The sequence below is a fragment of the Roseovarius nubinhibens ISM genome (assembly GCF_000152625.1).
GTDB classification, from domain to species: Bacteria; Pseudomonadota; Alphaproteobacteria; order Rhodobacterales; family Rhodobacteraceae; genus Roseovarius; species Roseovarius nubinhibens.
In genome coordinates, this window is the sequence record NZ_CH724156.1 from 1,698,452 (window position 1) to 1,720,195 (window position 21,744).

Annotated in this window: 14 protein-coding genes; 4 read left to right on the plus strand and 10 right to left on the minus strand. The window is 59.9% G+C overall.

The annotated features are described in order from the left end of the window. Positions 1–61 precede the first annotated feature (61 nt). The 8 genes from ISM_RS08210 to ISM_RS08245 all read right to left on the minus strand — a co-directional run bounded on the left by ISM_RS08210 (position 62) and on the right by ISM_RS08245 (position 16,123). The gene (locus ISM_RS08210; protein ID WP_009813671.1) at positions 62–1,573 is read right to left on the minus strand and encodes an aldehyde dehydrogenase (NADP(+)); all 1,512 of its coding nucleotides are present in this window, start codon (positions 1,571–1,573) and stop codon (positions 62–64) included. A gap of 117 nt (positions 1,574–1,690) precedes the next feature. After that, entirely contained in the window at positions 1,691–2,371 is a 681-nt protein-coding gene (locus ISM_RS08215; protein WP_156783349.1) for a GntR family transcriptional regulator, read from the minus strand. A gap of 91 nt (positions 2,372–2,462) precedes the next feature. Continuing rightward, positions 2,463–3,488, minus strand: a complete 1,026-nt coding sequence (locus tag ISM_RS08220; RefSeq protein WP_009813673.1) for a trans-3-hydroxy-L-proline dehydratase — start codon at positions 3,486–3,488, stop codon at positions 2,463–2,465. Between the two features lie 132 nt (positions 3,489–3,620). Then, positions 3,621–4,595 (minus strand): dihydrodipicolinate synthase family protein, encoded by a 975-nt coding sequence (locus ISM_RS08225; protein ID WP_040617963.1) that lies wholly within the window; start codon positions 4,593–4,595, stop codon positions 3,621–3,623. A 568-nt stretch (positions 4,596–5,163) separates the two neighbouring features. Further along, a complete protein-coding gene (locus ISM_RS08230; RefSeq protein ID WP_254655669.1) occupies positions 5,164–6,477 on the minus strand; it encodes an HlyD family type I secretion periplasmic adaptor subunit in 1,314 nt (437 codons plus the stop codon). Then, positions 6,474–8,207, minus strand: coding sequence for a type I secretion system permease/ATPase (locus ISM_RS08235; protein ID WP_040617964.1), 1,734 nt, complete (start codon positions 8,205–8,207; stop codon positions 6,474–6,476). Before ISM_RS08235 ends, ISM_RS08230 begins: the two co-directional genes overlap by 4 nt. A gap of 14 nt (positions 8,208–8,221) precedes the next feature. Next, positions 8,222–15,085: a calcium-binding protein gene (locus tag ISM_RS08240; protein WP_156783350.1), complete on the minus strand. Its 6,864-nt coding sequence runs from the start codon at positions 15,083–15,085 to the stop codon at positions 8,222–8,224. Between the two features lie 672 nt (positions 15,086–15,757). Continuing rightward, positions 15,758–16,123, minus strand: a complete 366-nt coding sequence (locus tag ISM_RS08245) for a toxin-activating lysine-acyltransferase (protein WP_050754127.1) — start codon at positions 16,121–16,123, stop codon at positions 15,758–15,760. A 195-nt stretch (positions 16,124–16,318) separates the two neighbouring features. Between ISM_RS08245 and ISM_RS08250 the strand changes: the two genes are divergently transcribed. After that, positions 16,319–17,005, plus strand: a complete 687-nt coding sequence (locus ISM_RS08250; RefSeq protein ID WP_009813679.1) for an adenine nucleotide alpha hydrolase family protein — start codon at positions 16,319–16,321, stop codon at positions 17,003–17,005. A gap of 63 nt (positions 17,006–17,068) precedes the next feature. Here the strand turns inward: ISM_RS08250 and ISM_RS08255 are convergent, their stop codons facing one another. Both ISM_RS08255 and ISM_RS08260 read right to left on the minus strand, forming a co-directional pair. Continuing rightward, positions 17,069–17,401 (minus strand): hypothetical protein, encoded by a 333-nt coding sequence (locus tag ISM_RS08255; protein WP_009813680.1) that lies wholly within the window; start codon positions 17,399–17,401, stop codon positions 17,069–17,071. A 148-nt stretch (positions 17,402–17,549) separates the two neighbouring features. Then, on the minus strand, positions 17,550–18,584 hold the full coding sequence (locus tag ISM_RS08260) for a LacI family DNA-binding transcriptional regulator (RefSeq protein ID WP_009813681.1): 1,035 nt from the start codon (positions 18,582–18,584) through the stop codon (positions 17,550–17,552). A gap of 100 nt (positions 18,585–18,684) precedes the next feature. Here ISM_RS08260 and ISM_RS08265 point away from each other — a divergent pair, with 100 nt between their 5' ends. From ISM_RS08265 to ISM_RS08275, 3 genes are read left to right on the plus strand one after another with little or no spacing between them, the layout of a single operon-like run. Then, positions 18,685–20,196: a tripartite tricarboxylate transporter permease gene (locus ISM_RS08265; RefSeq protein WP_040617966.1), complete on the plus strand. Its 1,512-nt coding sequence runs from the start codon at positions 18,685–18,687 to the stop codon at positions 20,194–20,196. Further along, positions 20,193–20,663 carry a tripartite tricarboxylate transporter TctB family protein gene (locus ISM_RS08270; protein WP_009813683.1) on the plus strand — a complete coding sequence of 157 codons (471 nt, stop codon included), beginning with the start codon at positions 20,193–20,195 and terminating at the stop codon, positions 20,661–20,663. The genes ISM_RS08265 and ISM_RS08270 overlap by 4 nt, the downstream gene beginning before the upstream one ends. A 60-nt stretch (positions 20,664–20,723) precedes the next feature. Beyond that, positions 20,724–21,683, plus strand: a complete 960-nt coding sequence (locus ISM_RS08275) for a tripartite tricarboxylate transporter substrate binding protein (RefSeq protein ID WP_009813684.1) — start codon at positions 20,724–20,726, stop codon at positions 21,681–21,683. The last annotated feature ends 61 nt before the right edge of the window (positions 21,684–21,744 follow it).

Genomic DNA, 21,744 nt, shown 5'->3' on the forward strand with positions numbered 1-21,744 from the left:
TGAGGGGCAATCCCGGTGATTTTAGGGCGCTTCCGGGGCGCTTACGCGGAACCCCGCGCCGTCAGAGATCCGCGGGCAGGATCTCCTCGGGCAGGTTCTGATAGCAGACCGGACGCAGGAACCGCCGGATCGCCAGCGTGCCGACTGAGGTGGCGCCGAAATTGGTCGAGGCGGGGTAGGGGCCGCCATGCACCATCGCGTCACAGACCTCGACCCCGGTCGGAAAGCCGTTGACCAGAACCCGTCCCGCCTTGCGCTCAAGGATCGGCAACAGCGCCCGCGCCGCCGCCGCATCGCCCGCATCCATCTGCAGCGTCACGGTCAACTGCCCCGCAAGGCTCTGCGCCACCTTGGCCATCTCCTCGGCATCGGCCACCCGCAGGACAAGCCCCAGCGGCCCAAACACCTCCTCCGACAGCACCTCCGAGGCGAGGTAACTCGCCGCATCCGTCTCGAAAAGCTGCGCCGCCGCCTCGCGCGATCCGGCCTCGCCGTGCAACAGCGTCTCGACACCGGGCACCTGCGCCATCCGCGCGCTGCCCGCGCGGTACGCGGCGGCAATCCCTTCGGTCAGCATGACCTGCGGCGCGACCTCGGCCAACGCCGCCCGCGCCGCCGCGACAAACGCGTCGCCCGCCGCGCCCTTTGCCACCACCGCGATACCGGGGTTGGTGCAGAACTGCCCCGCCCCCATGCTGAGCGACCCGGCCCAGCCCGCGCCGATCTCTGCGCCCCGCGCCGCGACCGCCTCGGGCAGAAGGAACATCGGGTTCACCGAGCCAAGCTCGCCAAAGAACGGAATGGGCTCGGGCCGCGCGGCACAAAGATCAAAGAGCGCCCGCCCGCCGGCCAGCGACCCGGTGAACCCCACCGCCTTGATCAGCGGATGCTGCACCAGCGCCTGGCCCACCTCGCGGGTGCCGCCCTGAACCATGGAAAACACCCCTGTCGGCATGTCACAGGCGCGGATCGCCGCAAGGATCGCCTCGGCCACGATTTCGCCGGTGCCGGGATGGGCGCCATGCCCCTTGACCACCACCGGACAGCCCGCCGCCAGCGCCGCCGCCGTGTCACCGCCCGCCGTGGAAAAGGCGAGCGGAAAGTTCGACGCGCCAAACACCGCCACCGGCCCGATGGGGCGCTGGATCATCCGCAGATCGGGGCGCGGCAGCGGCGCCCGCTCGGGCAGCGCCGTATCATGACGCCGGTCGAGATAGCCACCCGCCTCGATGTGATCGGCAAAGAGCCGCAGCTGGCCACAGGTCCGCCCCCGCTCCCCCTCGAGCCGCGCCCCCGGCAGACCGGTCTCACGGGTGCCGATCTCGGTGATCTCGGCACCACGCGCGTCGATCTCCTCGGCAATGCGGCGCAGAAACGCGGCCCGCTGCGCCCGGCTGCTATAGCCATAGCTCCAGAACGCCGCCTCCGCCGCCTCACAGGCGCGCGCCACATGCGCGGGCGTGCCGACCGACACCGGGTGCGCCGGGCCGACCACCGGGTCCGATGGCACCTGTTCGGAACCGGCCTGCCATGCGCCGTCGATGAGATGTTTGCCATGCGGTTGAAAAGTCATTTCGGCCTCGATTCTGTGGGCTGCGTCAGGGTCATGTTTAGTGGATAATGTATCCAAAATATGAACGCAAGCCAAAGCCCCAGCCGCGTTTCGCGCGCCATCCGTACGGGCAGGGGGCTAGCCCGCCTCGCTCGCCCGCTGCGCCGCCACCAGTTCCAGAAGATGCCCCTTGGGCCGCGCGATATGATGCGCAAGCGTCGCACAGGCCTCGTCGATCTTGCCCTCCCGCGCGAGGTTGAGAAGATCGCGATGCTCCTGCTTGATCGGCCCCCGTTCGGGCGTCGCGCTCAGATGCATCCGCACGTAACGATCCGACTGCAAGTTGACCCGCTGCAACAGCTCATGGGTGAGCCCGCGCCCCGCCGCCGCATAAAGCGCCGAGTGATACTCAAAGTTGAGAGCGCCCCATTTCCCAATGTCTTCCGCATCATAGGCCTGTTCCATTCGCTCGAGCACCGCCTCGCAAGCGGCAAAATCCTTGGGCCCCATGAGCGGGATCGCCCGCCGAAACAGATCGACCTCAAGCAAGATGCGCAGGTCGAAAATCTCGCCGATCTCGCGCAGCGAATGCTTGGTCACCGAGGCCCCGCGATTGGTGGTGAACTGCACCAGCCCCTCGGCATCCAGCCGCTTGAGCGCCTCGCGTATCGGCATCCGCGACACGTCATATTCATCGGCCAACGCCTCCTGCCGGATCACCTCGCCTTCGACCAGCTCACCATTGAGGATACGCTCGCGTATGTCATTGGCGATGGCGTCGGGCAGACTCTGTCTCGGGATGGGGCGTTTGCTGGGCAAGGGGCGTCTCCGGTCATGGCGCATTTTGGATACATTAAAATAACCCGCCCCGAAAACCAAGCCTCCGCCGCCCGCCGTCAAACGCGCGCCCTCACGCCCCCCAGGTATCGCGCAGCCGATAGCCCTCGGGCCAGGGGTCGCCGGGGTCGAGCATGTGCTGATGCGTCCCGGTGATCCAACCCCGGCCACTGATCTCCGGGATCACCGCCGCGCGGTCGCCGACCTGCGTCTCGCCCAGGATCCGGCCCTCGAATTGCGAGCCGATGATCGACAGCGCCTCATAGCGCGCGCCCGCCCCGATCTGCCCCCGCGCCGCCATCACCGCGAGCCGCGCCGACACCGCCGTCCCGGTGGGCGACCGGTCGATCTTGCCGGGCTGAATGGCCACCGCCTGTCGGCTGCGCAGCCCGTCCGCCATCGCCTCCAACGGGCCACAGAAGGCACAGAACGAGATATGGTCCCATTCCGGCTGCTCGGGATGACGAAACCCGATCTGCGCATTGGCCGCATCGGTGATCGCCACGCCAAGCTGGGCCAGCGCCTTGGCCTCCGACGGCTCGAGCGTAAACCCAAGCGCCGCCGCATCCACCATCACGAAACTGTCGCCGCCATAGGCCGTATCGACCCGCAGCGTCCCATAGCCTTCGACCTCCAAGGCCACGTCGAGCCGATCGGCAAAACAGGGCAGGTTGCGGATATGGATGCGCTCCGCCTTGCCATCCCGACATTCGGCCCGCACCCGCACCAATCCCCCCGGCGCCTCGAGCGTCAGATGCGTCTCGGGTTCCTGCATCGGCAGGAGCCCTGCATCGAGCAACACGGTCGAGACGCAGATCGAATTTGACCCCGACATCGGCGGCGTGTCCTCAGGCTCCATGATGATAAACGCCGCATCCGCCTCCGGATGCTTCGGCGGGACGAGCAGATTGACATGGCGAAACACCCCACCACGCGGCTCGTTGAGCATGAAGTTCCGCAACACCCCATCCTCGGCCACATGCCGCCGCTGATCCCAGAGCGTCGCGCCCGGCGGCGGTGCCACCCCGCCGACGATGACATCGCCAACCTCGCCCTCGGCATGGGCTGAAATCACATGGATGATCTTGCTGCTGCGCATTCCGGCTCTCCCTCTCTCCCTGCCGGATCATGCGGCAGGGATGGCCTCAGGAAAACCCGTCAATGCCAAACCGCCACGACCCGACCCAATTGCCTATCCCGGCGGCGGCACCGCGCTGCCGCCGGGCCCGCCTTACGCGCCCAATTGCGCGAGACAGCTCTCGATCACGCCGCCCTGTTTGCGCCAATCGGCAAACCAGCTGCGGAACAGCGCATATTGCGCCTCGCAATATTTCTGCTGCGACGGGCTGAGCGCATCGGTCTCGTTGAAATGCAGCCGGTATTCCTCCTCGCCATTCAGCACCAGAAGATGCTTGTAATAGAGCACCAGATCCGGCCCCTCATCAAAGCTCGACAGAACCTCGATCGCCTCGGTGAGTTCGAGCGCCCGCGCCCGCGCCTCGGCCGAGCCCTTCGCCGCCTCCTGCGACAGCGCCGCCAACAAGAGCGCCTCCTTGGGCAGCGCCGTGCCGATGCCGGTGATCGACCCGGTGGCACCGCAATTGACGAACCCGTGGAACACCTGCGTATCGACCCCCACCATGAGCGTCACCTTGTCATCCTGCGAGGTGATGTTTTCCGCCGCATAGCGCAGATCCGCCGCCCCGCCGAATTCCTTGAACCCGATGAGGTTCGGATGCTCGGCCCGCAGCGCAAAGAACAGATCGGCGCGCGTGGCAAACCCGTAATAGGGGCTGTTGTAGATGATCGCGGGCACATCCGGCGCGGCCTCGAGAATGGCTTTGAAATGGTGACGCTGCGCGGCAATGGACGCGCCCCGCGACAGCACCCGCGGGATCACCATGAGACCCACCGCCCCGACCTTCTGGGCATGCGCCGCATGGGCCACGGCCGAGGCCGAATTGATCGCCCCGGTGCCAACCACCACCGGCAGCCCCGCCGCCACCAGCCGCTCGACCCCTTCCATGCGCTCGGCATCGGTCAACAGCGGCCAATCCCCCATCGACCCGCAATAGACCACCGCCGACATGCCCGCGTCGATCATCTCCTGGCCCTTGCGGACCAGCGCGTCGAAATCGGGTTTGCGATCCGCGGTGCAGGGGGTCATCAGCGCCGGCATCGTGCCGGAGAAAACTGTTTTCGTCATCGGGCGTCCTTTCAATCTGGCGCGCGCGGGGACGTCTCTTGCGGCGAGCCGACCCCGGATATGTCTGTGGCAACCCGCCCTCAAGCCTCGGGGGGCCGAGCGGCGATGATCCCTCATTATCGGATAATGGATACAAAATCCACATGAAAAATAGCGCACCCTCCGAGACGGCTCCGCGCCGCCGATCTTCGCCCCTGCAATCAATGGAAACCGCAGAACTCAACGAGAGAGTTGACCTGCTAGATGCCCCACTTCTCGCCTCAGGAAAATGAGCCAGCCTTCACTTCCTGCCGCGTCCGTCAAAGCTCTTGAGCGTCGCCAGTCAAACCTATGCCAGAGCGCTTTCTGGCATAAAGCGGTCACTATAGGTCACAAAACCACTCCTTAGGCCAAACTCTGTATCGGCACCGGAGGAAGGGCCGTGTTTACGGTCTATCAATGTGGTAGAGGCATCAGCGGAACCAAGATCTCGCGTCAGTTCTGCGCCAAGTAAACATCTCCCCCACAACCCCATTTCCCCCACCGTCGTCCTGCAGCCGCAATACCGACGTGTTACCGACGTGGCATTTCACTCCCGAAAGGCCTTCGTGAAGTAATCAACCAGCGGCTTCGTCAAATAGTAGATCGGGGTGCGGTCCGAGGTCCTGATAAAGGCCTCCACAGGCATCCCCGGGACCAGCTTCACATCTTCCGGCAACCGCGCGCGTTCTTCATCACTGAGAGTGATCTCCGCCCGATAATAGGCGAGCCGGGTTGCCTCGTCCTCAAAAGCGTCCGCGGATATCTGGGCCACTTGACCAAACAACTCGGGGGTCTCTCGTTGATCGAGGGCCGAGAAACGCAACGAAACCTCTTGCCCCACAAAGACTTGATCGCGGTGAAGCGGATCAACCTGTGCCGCGATGACCAAGGGTCGATCCTGCGGAACGATAAAGAGCACAGGATCCGCCGGCCTCAACACTGAGCGCGGGGCAAAGACAGTGAGCCCATGCACGATGCCGGGAACGGGCGCGAGAATATCCAGACGGCTCAATTGCTCCGAAAGTGCCAAACGTTGTTCGTGCATTTCCAATTCGCGAAATTGTAGATCACGCAGCGTGGTGATGGCTTCCTCCCGCCGCGCTGAGGTCAATCGGAGCAACTCGATATTGATCTCGGTTATCCGCCCCTCCGCCTGTGCCTTGGAGGCATCCAGCTCGCCCAAGGTGCCGCTAAGCCGGGCTTCCTCTCGTTGCAGCGCCAAGATGCGCGAGGACTGCGCCAAACCCTTATCAAACAGGGACTGCTGCGCAGTAAGCTCTTCGCCAATGAGCTCAATCTGTCGCGCGAGGGCCCTTCGCTGGGCCACGATGCCCCCGATCTGATCCTGCGTTTGCTGACGGCGCTTTTCCAGCTGTTCGCTTTCCTGCGCGATGGTTTCCGCCCGGGCTGCATGCAGCCTAATCTGCCCATCCATCATCGCTTGTGCGCTATTGGCCCTCGTCGCAACCGACAAAAGCATCGGGTCGAACGTGATCTCGCTCCGACCATCGCGTTCAGCCTCCAACCGCCCGCGACGGGCCATGAACTCGGCAAGTTGGTTCTCGGTGATGGTGAGTTGGGACGTAAGCTGCGTCGCATCTAACCGTATGAGCACATCCCCAACTTCGACAGCCGTACCCTCATCTACAAGGATCTCGGCGACGACGCCGCCATCGGGATGCTGAACCACTTGGCGATTTTGGTCGACTTCGATCTGGCCATTGGCAATGACGGCACCCGCGATATTGGTCAGGACGGCCCAAGACCCAAACCCGCCCAAGAGCAAAGTGGTGGCAAACACTCCAATGAATAACGGACGGCGCGCAGGCCAGCTGTGATGAGTCTCCAGATCATTGCTCACTGTATACCGGCCTTTCCAGTATTCTGAACGATCTGAGTGCTGTTCCTGACCACCTCACGAAGGACTTCGTCTTTGGGCCCAAAGGCGCGCACCAAGCCTTGCTCGAGCATCAAAAGCTTGTCGCATTCCTGAATCGCAGCAGGACGATGCGCCATGATGAGCACGGATTTCCCAGCTTCCTTAAAACCGCGGATGGCTCGGTTGACGGCCTCACTGCCTTCATTGTCGAGATTGGAGTTCGGCTCATCCAGCACAAGTATGACCGGATCCCCGAACATTGCTCTGGCAAGCCCAATGCGTTGAATCTGCCCACCAGACAGCCGCCCTCCTGAAGCCGTGACCGCGGTGTCATATCCTTTCGGAAGTTTGAGTATCATGTCATGCGCATCGGCACGCTGGGCCGCCGCGACCACCTGTGCTGAATCGGGGGTGTCGGCGAGCTTGGCGATATTCTCCGCGATGGTCCCGTCAAAAAGCTGTATCCTCTGAGGTAGATAGCCGACATGTTGTCCCAGGATGCTCGGCGCGTATTGATCCAATGCGGCCCCGTCCAGCCGCACTTCACCGGCAGCGGGTCTCCAGACACCGGTGATCGCCTTCGCGAGCGTCGATTTGCCTGATCCTGATACGCCAATCACGCCAATCGCTTCGCCTGGCGCGACAGAAAAATTGATGCTCCGTAAGGCAGGTTGGTTCTCTCCCGGAGGGACGATGGTCACCCGATCGAGCTCTAGTCGGGCCTTCGGTTTGGGAAGATCGGTACGTGAATGTTCAGGAGGCACCTGCGCGAGAAGCTCTCCCAGATTGGTCCAACCCTTCATGGCCCGCTGGACCAAAGCCCATTGCCCTACGGCCAGCTCGACTGGGGCGAGCGCACGACCCAACAGGATCGACCCTGCGATCATCGCCCCCGGTGACAGTTCATTCCTCAGAACGAGATAGGCCCCCACGGCAAGCATTGCCGATTGCAGGAACAAACGAAAGGTTTTGGTGGTGACCGAAAACGTTCCTCCAATATCGGCAGACCGTATCTGCTGGGCGAGCGTCTCGCCCCGCATCCTTTGCCAGCGATCAAAGGCGGCGTCGCGCATTCCCATCGCCTGGATAGGCTCCGCTTCGGATCGGATCTGCGCCGCCATGGTCTCAGAGCGCACCGAGGCGGCAGTGGCCTTGTTTACCGGGCCGCGCGTTACCAGCTGATTGAAAACTGCCACTAGAATCAGGATGCTCCCCCCCACCAAAGCCAGCGTGCCAAGCCATGGATGAAAGATCCATATCCCCGCCAGAAAGATGGGGGTCCAAGGAAGGTCAAAAATCGCCATGAGAACAGGCGACGTAATCAGTCGTTGCACCGCCTCTAGGTCGCTCAGACCCGTGGCGGAGCGTTCATCAGGCTGGATGGCTGATTTGCGGATCACCGCATCGAACGCACGCCGGTCAAGTCGTGCCTGAAATCGCGCACCAACCCGGCCCATCACCCGTCCCCGGGCATAGTCGAGAAGCCCCATCATCCCATACAGAAACGCAACCAGACCAGTCAGTGCCACCAGCGTTTCTACGGATCGGCTTCCCAAAACCCGGTCATAAATCTGCAGCATGTAGAGCGGACCTGTCAGCATCAACAGGTTCACCAGCACACTGAAAAGACCTACGAACCAATAGAGGCCACGCGAGGCACGGCGAGCCGCACGAAGCTCGGCAGGGCCGGGCGCAATGAAACGATCATCCATGTAGATCAAGAACCTCAGACAAACACAAAGTCGTCATGATCCAGCACCGTGCCATCCGCAAACTCGAATTCCTCGATCTGCTCGCCCATATTGGCCAGGCGTACCTCACCCGAAGCCCCGTCCTTGGACCAGAGCATGCGCAGCGAGACCCCTTCCGCAGAATTGACCGTGCCGCCTTGGGTGTAATCGTAGGTGGTGAAGGTGAAATCCTCGAGATTGAGATCGGTAAAGACGAACCGATCCGCCTCGCCGGATGTGGCGGTTTCTGCGGAGCTCGAGAGATAGACGAGGCTGCCATTCATCGGGGCGCTATAGCGATAGGTATCGTTCCCGCCATGGCCGTAGATATATTGGAAGCTGGTATCACCGCTGAAGGTGATGACATCGTCACCGCCCATCGCAAAGACAAAGTTCAACGCGCCGACATTAAGGGTATCCGCCTCTTCTGTAGCATAGATCCTGTCCCTTGTGTCACTCGCGTGTCTCGCCGATTGGACAGAATCGCTGGAGGCGCCGTAGCTCGGATGATACTTCAGCCAGTCCGCGTCGATCCGGCTGAGCACCGTGCCATCCGCAAACTCGAATTCCTCGATCTGCCCGCCCATATTGGCCAGGCGTACCTCACCCGAAGCCCCGTCCTTGGACCAGAGCATGCGCAGCGAGACCCCTTCCGCAGAATTGACCGTGCCGCCTTGGGTGTAATCGTAGGTGGTGAAGGTGAAATCCTCGAGATTGAGATCGGTAAAGACGAACCGATCCGCCTCGCCGGATGTGGCGGTTTCTGCGGAGCTCGAGAGATAGACGAGGCTGCCATTCATCGGGGCGCTATAGCGATAGGTATCGTTCCCGCCATGGCCGTAGATATATTGGAAGCTGGTATCACCGCTGAAGGTGATGACATCGTCACCGCCCATCGCATAGACATAGTTCAGGGAGCCGACATTGAGAGTATCGCTCTCGCCTGTAGCATAGATCTTGTCCCTCGTATCACTGGCAAATCTCGCCGATTGGACAGAATCGCTGGAGGCGCCGTAGCTCGGATGATACTTCAGCCAGTCCGCGTCGATCCGGCTGAGCACCGTGCCATCCGCAAACTCGAACGCCTCGATCTGCTCGCCCATATTGGCCAGGCGCACCTCACCCGAAGCCCCGTCCTTGGACCAGAGCATGCGCAGCGAGACCCCTTCCGCAGAATTGACCGTGCCGCCTTGGGTGTAATCGTAGGTGGTGAAGGTGAAATCCTCGAGATTGAGATCGGTAAAGACGAACCGATCCGCCTCGCCGGATGTGGCGGTTTCTGCGGAGCTCGAGAGATAGACGAGGCTGCCATTCATCGGGGCGCTATAGCGATAGGTATCGTTCCCGCCATGGCCGTAGATATACTGAAAGCTGCTTTGACCGCTGAAGGTGATGACATCGTCACCGGCCCCCGCATAGACATAGTTCAGCGAGCCAACATTGAGAGTATCGCTCTCTCCAGTGCCGTAAATCCGTTCCCTTGTGTCGTTGGCGTATTTCGCCGATTGGACAGAGTCGCTGGAGGCGCCGTAGCTCGGATGATACTTGAGCCAGTCCGCGTCGATCCGGCTGAGCACCGTGCCATCCGCAAACTCGAACGCCTCGATATGTTGAGCGTTGTTCGACAGGCTCAGCTGACCGGTGACACCATTAACCTCCCAGTTCAGATAGACGATTATCCCATAGGGATTGTCTGCGCCGGCATTGTGGCTGGTGATAGAGGTCAGATCGTTTAGCGCGATGTCATCGAACACGATCCGATCAAAGCCGCCATTCGCGACCTCGCCGCTATAGGTCATCCTCACAGAGCCCGAATTCGCTTGGATGTGGAACGTGTCATCGCCAGAGCCGCCATAGATCATCTGGCTGCCACCGTGGATGTTGCCGCCGACCTTCAAAACATCGTTGCCGGCATCACCGCGCAGATCATCCTGCCCCGTCTCGCTGCCGATCAGCGTGTCATTGCCCGAGCCCCCGAAGATATAAACCATATCTCCCAAATCGGGGGCGCGAATGACGTCATCACCACTCGTGCCATCTAGGCGATCCCGGTCATCACTGGCATAGAGCTCCGCCCGATCGGGGTCACTGGAGGCGCCATAGCTCGGATGTCGCCGGAACCAATCCGGTTCGATCCGGCTGAGCACCGACCCATCCGCAAACTCGAATTCCTCGATCTGCTCGCCCATATTGGCCAGGCGCACCTCACCCGAAGCCCCGTCCTTGGACCAGAGCATGCGCAGCGAGACCCCTTCCGCAGAATTGACCGTGCCGCCTTGGGTGTAATCGTAGGTGGTGAAGGTGAAATCCTCGAGATTGAGATCGGTAAAGACGAACCGATCCGCCTCGCCGGATGTGGCGGTTTCTGCGGAGCTCGAGAGATAGACGAGGCTGCCATTCATCGGGGCGCTATAGCGATAGGTATCGTTCCCGCCATGGCCGTAGATATATTGGAAGCTGGTATCACCGCTGAAGGTGATGACATCGTCACCGCCCATCGCATAGACATAGTTCAGGGAGCCGACATTGAGAGTATCGCTCTCGCCTGTAGCATAGATCTTGTCCCTCGTATCACTGGCAAATCTCGCCGATTGGACAGAATCGCTGGAGGCGCCGTAGCTCGGATGATACTTCAGCCAGTCCGCGTCGATCCGGCTGAGCACCGTGCCATCCGCAAACTCGAACGCCTCGATCTGCTCGCCCATATTGGCCAGGCGTACCTCACCCGAAGCCCCGTCCTTGGACCAGAGCATGCGCAGCGAGACCCCTTCCGCAGAATTGACCGTGCCGCCTTGGGTGTAATCGTAGGTGGTGAAGGTGAAATCCTCGAGATTGAGATCGGTAAAGACGAACCGATCCGCCTCGCCGGATGTGGCGGTTTCTGCGGAGCTCGAGAGATAGACGAGGCTGCCATTCATCGGGGCGCTATAGCGATAGGTATCGTTCCCGCCATGGCCGTAGATATACTGAAAGCTGCTTTGACCGCTGAAGGTGATGACATCGTCACCGCCCATCGCATAGACATAGTTCAGGGAGCCGACATTGAGAGTATCGCTCTCTCCAGTGCCGTAAATCCGTTCCCTTGTGTCGTTGGCGTATTTCGCCGATTGGACAGAGTCGCTGGAGGCGCCGTAGCTCGGATGATACTTGAGCCAGTCCGCGTCGATCCGGCTGAGCACCGTGCCATCCGCAAACTCGAACGCCTCGATATGTTGAGCGTTGTTCGACAGGCTCAGCTGACCGGTGACACCATTAACCTCCCAGTTCAGATAGACGATTATCCCATAGGGATTGTCTGCGCCGGCATTGTGGCTGGTGATAGAGGTCAGATCGTTTAGCGCGATGTCATCGAACACGATCCGATCAAAGCCGCCATTCGCGACCTCGCCGCTATAGGTCATCCTCACAGAGCCCGAATTCGCTTGGATGTGGAACGTGTCATCGCCAGAGCCGCCATAGATCATCTGGCTGCCACCGTGGATGTTGCCGCCGACCTTCAAAACATCGTTGCCGGCATCACCGCGCAGATCATCCTGCCCCGTCTCGCTGCCGATCAGCGTGTCATTGCCCGAGCCCCCGAAGATATAAACCATATCTCCCAAATCGGGGGCGCGAATGACGTCATCACCACTCGTGCCGTTCAGTTGCTCTCTCGTGTCATTGGTATAGAGCGCCACTCGTTCCGGATTCCTTGAGGTCTCGGAAACCGGAAGCCGTCGGAATGAGGCCGGATCAATACTGCTGAGCGTTGACCCATCTGCAAACTGGATCGCTTCAATATGATCGCCAAACCCATCGATCACCACGGTGCCGTTTCCGGTTTCATCCGCCCAATCAATCTGCAGATTATCCTGCCCATCGATATTGCGAAGCGATAGCGTGACATCGTCTTGGTTCAGGTCACGTAGAATAAGCCTGTCCGCATTTCCGCTCGCTGCCGTCTCGCCGAGCAAGGTGAGATTGCCCATATCTTTGCGGTAGATGTAAAGGTCATCACCCCCACTGCCGTAGTAGTACTTTGTCGCCTGATTGCCCTCCGGAAGGGCGCCGTGTTCTAGGTAGTCAGAGCGGTTGCTTCCGGAGAGGCTATGCTCGCTCCCGTCACCTTGCTTAATGTCATCGAGTGCAATCTCGATGATCTGCTCGTTGCCGTCATTGTCCGGAAGAAAGCGATAAGCGATGGCCTCGACGCCTTGCGCTTTAATCGTGCTATGCCCCCAGCTGGCGACGAACCCGTTGGCATCTTCATCAAACTGGATGTCCACACTGCCAAATCGGGCATCAAACAAAATTAAGTCGTGCCCTTCATTGGCGCGTTCAACAATCGTGGTGCTGGTTGCGCCGTTTGAATTTACGACAAAGGTATCGTCGCCGGAATTCCCATAGACGATATTGTCGCCAGACCCCGCGTTGAGCGAGTCATTGCCGGTGCCACCATAAATCGTATCATCGCCAGAATAGGTGCGGATATCGTCGTCCCCGCCTGCGCCGCGTACAACGTCATCACCTTCTGCGGTGAAGAAATTGTTCCCGATGGCATCCCCGGTCTCATCATAGGACCCGGTCAGGCCCATCATTTCGGCGTATTGAATGGTCTGGAGCCAGCCCGCAGCCAACGCACTGCTCGGCGACAAGGTAATGAGAAGGTCGATCTCATCCTTGTTTTCCATGTACTTGTGGTAGTCGGATGCGATCTGAAGCGTAGAGGCGACCTTAGTGTGAATTGCCTCATCATCGAATGTGGATTCCGTAAAGCCACCAAGAGCCAGAAGCTCGTCATAGGTTTCGAAATCATAATTGGCCAGCAAATCGCGGAGCGATTGTGATTGCGTGAGCTGCTCAAGTGCAAACTGCAGGTCAATATCTGGGCGGGCTCTGATCACACGCCATGCTGTGCCGCCTTCGCCTTCGCCACCAGAGACATAAACCGTGTGCACCGTATCGAGGACGTTCACGACGATTGCCGGTACCCGGCCTTCGCCCTGACCTGACGCCGGGACAAGAGTAACACTGCCCCCATCCGTCGCGAGATACTCGATTTTCTCTCGCAGGTTCTCGGCGAAAATCGGCGTCCTTGTCGTTTTGTAGTTACCACCCTCACCGCCCCAAACCCGCACGGTCTGAACATCCACTGCGGTCAGGACGTCAACAGCATCCAGCGCTTGGATCAAGAGCTTCAGGCGGTGATCGATACGCAGCTGGGCGACATTGAGATCTTCGATAGCCTTCACAGCCACCATCTGGCCATCGTTGACCTGAGCACGGGTCAGATCTTCGACATAGGCGTGAAGATAGGCATCCTGAAACTCGCCAAAGGTCTTGCCCCGGATACCAGCATTCTTCAGCGCACTCTCGTAATGGCCAAACGACCATTGCCCCAGTTCATCGAAGTTGTTGGATTGGGATTTCACCTCTTGGACAAATCCGTTGATCGCGTCGACATAGGCCTGCGCCAGATCTTGCGACAGCTGGGCGTTGCCGCCGTCATCGGTCCAAGTGCCTGTCAGCTCAAACAGGCCGGTTTCCTCATTGAAGCCAACCTTGGTCCAGGCTTGGGGATGCTTTTCAAAAATCTTGTCGAAAATTTTCCCAACAAGGAAGGAGACTACAATTGTTATAGGTCCCCCTGCGTTGAAGGTGTTCTGAATGACGCTCCATGCGCTTAGGAGTGCCCCGGTGATTGCCGATGCGACATTACCTTCCAGTGTTTCAATAGGTGGTAGTGTCTTCTGAATAATTAGGTTTATGACAAGACTAACGGGATCAAAGCCTATTGCATTGGTGATGCCTTCCGTTCCTGAGAATATTGCCCTCCCTGATCCAAAGGAACCGATTATGCTTCCGATTTGCTCATCGCTGAAGCCGATGTTGATGAAAAGATCTTTAAGGAACTGCGAATTGAACAATTGCTGCGCGCCATAGGTCAGCACACTGTTGATGGAGGCGCTTGCCAAAGCTTGCACAATGGAATCGCCAACGTTATCTGCGCCGGCACTGCCAAAAATCTCTGCCATGATCAATTGGTTCACGGCACCGATTGAGGCGTTCACCCCGTTGACGACCAATTCTTGACCAATATCCTCAAAGACGCCCTTGGAAATGGTTTGGAACTGCTGTCCAAAATCAAAAGTGCCATGATCTTGGATGCCGCGATCAATCAGCGCACCAACGGTTCCCGCAAAGTTCTCCATGATCGTGCCAAGGAATGTCTCCGCTGCGATCTCTTGGAAAACACTTCCGTCATTCCCGATAATCGCTCGGGTTAGGAACGGGGTCAGCGCCTTGCCCACGGCCTCCCCTTGGAATTGACCAAAGAGCGGCTGCAACTCACGCACAACCTCTTCTCTTCCATCAGCATGGCGTATGACACGTTCGTACAGCACAGTGCCGAGACCATCTGAAGTCGTGGTTTCGACAACGCCTACAAGCGTGTCGCCCTCAGTGGATTTTATGATGGTTTCCGCTTCGGTATTGCCTATATTTGTACGGGTAACGACGAAGTCAGGCTTGCCATTTTCGTCTAACTCGATCCGTTTAATCGCGTTCAATTCCTCAGGTTTGAGCAAAGACAGGATAGATTGGTTGTGAACCCGAACACCTTGAGCAACATAGTTATGGTGTTTGGCGACTTCGAAATTATATGTCCGCCAGCTCGAGCTGCCTGGCTCTACCCATCCGGTTTCGGACCCAGAAAGTGCGGCCTCATCAAGTGGTTCCCCAAGCAAAGCGGAATGTGCCGCTAAACTAGCGCGGAAAGTGGGAACTGTTTTCGGCGAAGACGCATCACAGGCTCCACCAGCTTTGCCATTTTCAATAAGAATCTCTGCGCAGGATGCGCGCTCTGTGGCGTGTGGTGTCATGTCGGTTTCTTTCCTGATGGCATCTGGAAGGCGCATGCCGGTGAGGCCGCCGTTTCTCGGAGGTCGTGAGGCTTCAGGTTTTTTGCGGAAATTGTGAGCGTAGCCAATGGCTTAATGGGCGGGAAGATGTAACGGCACAATTCACCATCGCGCCCATAGGGCACCGAATTGCAAAGTAAATTTTTGAGTGGAGATTTTACTGTACTTCTGGGGAGCAAAATTTGCTTTCCCAGATTGCCTATCGCGCTACCCAATTGCGTCACACAACTACCTCGTCAACCAATCAAACACTCGTCAAAGCAACGCCCCTAAATTCTAAATCTTCTGGCCGCGTTTACACAGCCGGCCTTCAGCTTTTGGGGTCTAGCTTAACGATTATCACATCATATCTCCGAGAGTGCCAGAATTTTAAAGTTCTTGTCGGAGGTTTCTTCGATTGAAAGGCTGTCTCGGGTTAATTTTCAGCGCGACGAGATGCGATACTGAAATACGCGAATGGAGTTTTCTGTAGCTTCGAATCACCATTCCGATTAGAGGCGTCGTCTACGGCGAGCTATGTGGTGAGAGAATTCAGGAAGTGAATTTCACATAGGCAACATTTTCGGATATTCTATTGCTACCGGGAAGCAGTACGCAGAAGGCTTTCGCATCCCAAAGCGCCGCGCTACTGCCTTAAGCGTCCGCCTGCACCGCTTTCCAGAAGCGTTGCCGGAAAACCTCCGCCGGGTTGAAGGGCGACACAACATCCACCACTGTCAGGTTTTTGCCGGATCGCCAATCTTCCAAACCCAACGTTTCGCCTGCTTCCAGCCGCGCCTTGGCATCCTCAGAGAGGCTGGCCCAAGTGAGAAAGGCCACCGGCTGATTATCCTTGGAATAAAGCTTGAATTGCCGCAGCAAAATCGGGGTGGCCACGATGGCCTCAACCTCTCGGATTTGCCGGTCTCGATAGGCCTTATCCATCGTCATCAACCACACGGCATTTCCCATGGTGGATCCAAAGGTTTGCGCATCCATGCGTTCATCGTCCTGTGCCATGCTCGTCTCCACCCACAATACATCTACCCAGTCAGGTCCAGCTAACGGACCCTTGAGGTTCAGGGCAATTTAGGTCTGATCGCGCAACGCGTCGACTGTTAATTGTCGCGAAGAGGGAATACCGTCGCTCAAAGGTGTTTATAAAACCGGATCATTTTACTGCCATGGCCGGTTGCAGATTGTGTAGAGGGCAGCATGACGAAAAGACCGAAAAAACCGAAATTTACCCGCCTCATCATGCTGTCCGGTGGGATCGACAGCACCTTTCTTCTGGCTCAGGCCTTGCGGGAAACTGAAGATCTTGTGCTCGTCCACCATGTGCATCTGATCAATCTCGAAGGCCGCCATAGGGCCGAGGCACATGCCTGCAAAAAAATCGTTGAATATTGCCGAAGGAATTATCGCGATTTTGTTTACACGGAGAGCACGGTGGACCGAAGTGGCCTCTACGCCATGGGCTATGATGTCATCACGGTGGCATCAGAGGCAGGAATCGCGGCGACCAACCATCTTCTCGAAACCGGAGGTATGGCCGATTTTTGGATGCTCGGGTTCAATCTGGAAGAGGCGCATGACGCCGAAGAGGAAAACGACGAAGTCGGGCTCTCCGCTTCAGGGGATCAGGCCGCTCAGAGACCTGCGACCAATCGGCTCCCCTATATCCTCGCAGCCATTGCGGCGACATGCTTTCCCAACGCGCCGCCAAAATACCTGCGGCCGATCCTCCAACCCAAACGCGAACTGATGGACTATATGGGGCAGGATCTGGTCGATCTATGCTGGACCTGCCGCCGACCGGTGAGAACCGACCAGGGGTTCCACGAATGCGGCGAGTGCAAGACCTGCAAGCTGATGATCTCTATCCGCGACAACAAATCCTGACACAGCTCCCGTGTCGTCTCAATCAATCTGACCCGCGCTAAGCCGCGCCGAACCCTTGGCGAGTCACGCGCTTTGCGGCTTGGCGGAAACCACAAGCGAATGCACCACCCCAAGCGGCTCGTTGCGCGGCATGGCCTGTCGCGCAACGCCAATGAGCGGCTGAACAGGGCCGCGATCCAACACCATGGGCGCGCCCATTCGCGGGCCTTGGCTTTCCCATTCCGCCGCTCGATAGATGTCCTCTAACGTCGTTCCCGAACAGGCGAGCACGAAATCTTCGGGCTTGGGAAGCGTGTCACCAAACTCCCACAGGAATGGCATCGCAGGGCCATCGCCGACGCGGATAAGCTCGTCCTCCCCGACGGCACCACCGCCCGCTTGGATCAACTCCGCCACGGAAAACGATCTCCGTTCCTAACCATGCCCGACAATAAAGCGCGTCCCAAGGCGAATGCGGCCTTTCACCTCCCCCGCAACCCCATTTCCCCCACCGTCGTTCTGCCGCCGCAATACCGACGTGTTACCGACGTGGCATTTCACCCCCTCAACCCGCATCGCCCACCGGGCCGGTCGACTGCCGTGCCATCACCCGCAGCCGGCATTTCCGCGCCACGCTGCCGTCATTCTCGCCGGTCACCGCCGCCGCGATATGATCCGCCGCTAGCGTCCCGATCCGCTTGGCCGGGATGCGGATCGTGGACAGCGACGGCTCGATCTCGCTCGACCCTTTGAAATCGCCGATCCCCATCACCGACAGATCCTCCGGCACCCCAAGACCCAGATGTTTCGCCGCATAGAGAGCCCCTTGCGCGATGATGTCATTGCCGCAAAGCACCGCCGTCGGCCGCCGCGCCTGACCCAAGAGGCGCAACGCCCCGCGCTTGGCCTCCGAGATGCTGTAAGGCGCCTCGAGCCGCCAGTTCTCCGGCACCTCGATCCCCGTCTCCCGCAGCGCCGCCTCCGCCCCGACCATCCGACCCCGCGCCCGGTCATTGCCGGTAGGGTCCGGAAAAATAAGGCCAATATCGCGATGCCCGAGGTCCAGCAAATGCCCCACCGCCATCCGCCCCGCCTCGTCATTGTCGACCCCGATACACGGCAGCTCGGCCCCGTCCCGATAGTTCCAAAGCGCCATGCTCGCGACGCCCTGCCGTGCGATGAGCTGATAGGTCGCCTCCGAATGTTCGAGCCCGATCAGCACCAGCCCATCGACCCGATGCTCCAAGAGCTTGCGGGTCATCGCGTATTCCCGGTCGAGATCGAACCCGTGGCTGACGATCAACATGGTGAACCCATGCGCATCGAGCCGCTGCGAAAAGCTCTGGATCACCTCGGCGAAAATCGCGTTGTCGATGGTTGGCACCACAAGGCCGACGGTGCCGCTGCGCCGCCCATGCATCACCTGCGCCGCGCGGTTGCGAATATAGCCCAGACGCTGCACCGCCCGGTCAATCTTCTTGCGAGTCGCCGGTTTGAGAAGCTCGGGGTGGTTGAACGCCCGCGACACTGTCGAGGCCGACACGCCCGCCGCCTTTGCAACATCGGTAATATCGGGTGTACCGCCTTGTTTTCGCGACATGAATCTGGCCTCCACAGGGGCAAAAATGAAAACATTTGCAAAACTATTTTCATGCCCTAGCCTTAACTGTCAACAACGACATGTCAGAGGGAGGAATGACGTGGAGTTCTTGAATTACTTCGGTGCTGTGTTCGAACCTGTGGCCTTTGGGCTGCTCCTGATCGGAACGATCGGGGGGCTGATCCTTGGCGCCACGCCGGGGCTGTCGCCGACCATGGCGGTCGCGCTTCTGATCCCGTTTACCTTTCATCTCGCACCGGTGCAGGGGCTGATCCTGTTGGGCGCGGCCTATACCTCGACGGTGGCGGGCGGCGCGGTGAGTGCCATCTTGCTCAAGATCCCCGGCGCGCCGGCGAATATCGCCACCACGCTCGACGGTCACACCATGGCCCAGAAAGGCGAGGGCGCCCGCGCCCTGCAGCTGAGCTTTCTGGCCTCGGCGGTGGGCGGTGTGATCGGCGTTCTGCTGCTGATCTTCCTGACACCCTATCTGGCGCAATGGGCGCTGGCCTTCGGGCCGAGCCACCTGTTCTGGCTCGCCATTCTCGGCGTCACCGTCATCGGCTCGCTCGACAGCGCCTCGGTGGTCAAGGGGCTCTTGTCCGGCTGTATCGGTCTCTGGCTCGCCACCATCGGCTTTGACGACATCATGGGTGCGCAGCGGTTCATCTTTCACCCCGCGCTTGGCGGCGGCATCAATATCATCGCCGCGCTGATCGGCCTCTTTGCCATCCCACAGGTCATCACCATGTTCGCCAAGGGCCGCCGCCCCGACGAAACAGAGGTGATCGCGGTGCAGAAACACTCGATCATGGCCGCCGTGCGCGAAATCATCCGCCGCCCCCGGGCGCTCAGCATCGGCACCATCACCGGCGCGATCATCGGGTTGATCCCCGGTGTCGGCGGTCAGATCGCCGGGCTCGTCGCCTATGATCAGGCCAAGAAATTCAGCCCCGAACGCGCCAAGTTCGGCAAGGGTCATTCCGAGGGCGTCATCGCCGCCGAGAGCGCCAACAACGCCATGGTCGGGCCGAGCCTCGTGCCATTGCTGACCCTCTCGATCCCCGGCTCGCCCACGGCGGCGGTGCTCTTGGGCGGTCTGCTGATCCACGGGATTTTCCCGGGCACCGATCTCTTTGACAACCACCCCGACGTGGCCTGGACCTTCATCAACTCGATGCTGATCGGGCAGGTGCTGATGTGCATCTTCGGCCTCTATGTGGCGAGCCTCGCCGCCCGGGTGGCGCAGGTGCCGCAATATGTCATGGCGGCGATTGTCCTCGGCCTCGCGGTCTTTGGCAGCTACTCGATCCAATCCTCGATGGGCGATGTCTATGTCATGGCCGCGCTGGGCATCATGATGTATTTCCTGGAACGCTTCGGCTTTTCGGCCGCGCCGCTGGTGCTTGGCCTGATCCTTGGCCCCATTGCCGAGGCCAACTTCATCCAGGGCAGCATGATCGCCGAGGCCACCACCGGCATGGGCAGCTACTTCTTCGGTGGCACCATGAACATCGCCCTGATCGCCATCGTGATCGCCTCCATCGCCTATTCGGTCTGGATGGAGCTGCGCTCGCGCCGCTACATTTCGAAAGAGGAGATCTACGGATGAGCACCCCAAGCCTGCCCCGTCTCCAGCATATTTGCGCCTCGGGGGCCATCGCGGCCATCGGCATCTGGATCACCTGGCTGAGCTACACCCAGGAGCCCGCCGACGCCTTTCTCTTTCCGCGGCTGATCTCGACCGTCTTCGTGGTGCTGGCGCTCTGGACCTTTGGCAAGGCCCTCTTGGGTTGGACCAAGGTCGGCAACGGTCTCTCGACCGTGGCGCTGCGCCGCCTCGCGCCGGGGCTGCTGGTGGCACTGGTCTATCTCTTCTGGGGGGCCGAGACGCTCGGGTTCTACACCGCCGGGGCCATCGCGTTTTTCCTGCTGCTGACGCTCTACGATCCGGCGCCGCATAACGAGGCAAAGACCTGGATCAAACGCGCCGTGATGACCGCCGTCTATGTGGCGGTGATGTACGCGCTCTTCGCCATGCTGCTCAAGATCTACACGCCGCGCGAAATCTTTTTCTGACATATCACAGAGCGCCCGAGTGAAACGGGGCCGATCAACCATCCTAGGGAGGATAAGAGAATGAAAAAACTGATCGCAGGGGTCGCCTTGGCCCTGACCACATTGACCGGGGGCGCGGCGCTGGCCGAATATCCGGAACGGCCCATCATGATGATGGTGAGCTATGGCGCCGGCGGCGCGACCGATTTCCAGGCCCGCATCGTCACCATGACCGCGGGCAACGAGGACGCGCTCGGCATGCCCATCGCCATCCTCAACAAACCCGGCGCGGGCGGCCGTGTCGGCTGGAACTGGTTCGCCACCCAGGCCGAGGCCGACGGCTATACGCTCGGGGCCTATAACATCCCGCATTTCATTGCCCAGTCGGTCAAGGGTGGCGTCTCCTACAGCGCCGACAGCTTTGAACCCATTGCCAACTGGGGCGCCGATCCGGCGGTCTTCGTGGTCGCGGCAGACAGCCCGATGAACTCGATGGACGACGTGGTGAACTATGCCAAGGAAAACCCCGGCAAGCTCACCTTCTCGGGCGCGGGCCTCTTTGTGGGCCACCATATCGCGGCGCTGCAGCTGGAAAAGGCGGCGGGGGTCAAGATGGCCTATATCCCGACCAAAGGCGGCGGCGCGGCCGCGATGAAAGCGGTGATCGCGGGCGAAGTGATGGGCGGGGTCAACAACCTCTCGGATGCCTATCGCGCCGAACAGGCCGGCAATATCAAGATCCTCGGCGTCTTCGATCTCGAACGCAGCAGCTTCCTGCCCGATGTGCCGACGCTCAAGGAACAGGGCTATGACATCGACGACGCCTCGGTGAACTTTCGCGGTGTGATGGTCCCCAAGGGCACCCCGCAAGAGGTGATCGACGTGCTCGCCGCCAAAGTCCCCGAAATGTTCCGCAACGACGCCGTCGCCAAGAAGATGGAGGCCGGCGGCTCGCCGATGCACATCATGACCCGCGACGAGGTCAAGAAGATGTGGGAGGCCCGCGAAACCACCCTGAAGGACCTTCTCGCAGGTCTCTGACCTGTCTCTCCCTGGGGCATGGCGGCCCGGTCCCGGCCGCCCGCCATGCCCATCCAGATAA

Coding starts and splice junctions, on each gene's coding strand:
- ISM_RS08250 (WP_009813679.1), top strand. CDS start 16,319: ATGACGAAAAGACCGAAAAAACCGAAATTTACCCGCCTCATCATGCTG.
- ISM_RS08210 (WP_009813671.1), bottom strand. CDS start 1,573: ATGACTTTTCAACCGCATGGCAAACATCTCATCGACGGCGCATGGCAG.
- ISM_RS08220 (WP_009813673.1), bottom strand. CDS start 3,488: ATGCGCAGCAGCAAGATCATCCATGTGATTTCAGCCCATGCCGAGGGC.
- ISM_RS08270 (WP_009813683.1), top strand. CDS start 20,193: ATGAGCACCCCAAGCCTGCCCCGTCTCCAGCATATTTGCGCCTCGGGG.
- ISM_RS08260 (WP_009813681.1), bottom strand. CDS start 18,584: ATGTCGCGAAAACAAGGCGGTACACCCGATATTACCGATGTTGCAAAG.
- ISM_RS08225 (WP_040617963.1), bottom strand. CDS start 4,595: ATGACGAAAACAGTTTTCTCCGGCACGATGCCGGCGCTGATGACCCCC.
- ISM_RS08275 (WP_009813684.1), top strand. CDS start 20,724: ATGAAAAAACTGATCGCAGGGGTCGCCTTGGCCCTGACCACATTGACC.
- ISM_RS08235 (WP_040617964.1), bottom strand. CDS start 8,207: ATGGATGATCGTTTCATTGCGCCCGGCCCTGCCGAGCTTCGTGCGGCT.
- ISM_RS08240 (WP_156783350.1), bottom strand. CDS start 15,085: ATGACACCACACGCCACAGAGCGCGCATCCTGCGCAGAGATTCTTATT.
- ISM_RS08245 (WP_050754127.1), bottom strand. CDS start 16,123: ATGGCACAGGACGATGAACGCATGGATGCGCAAACCTTTGGATCCACC.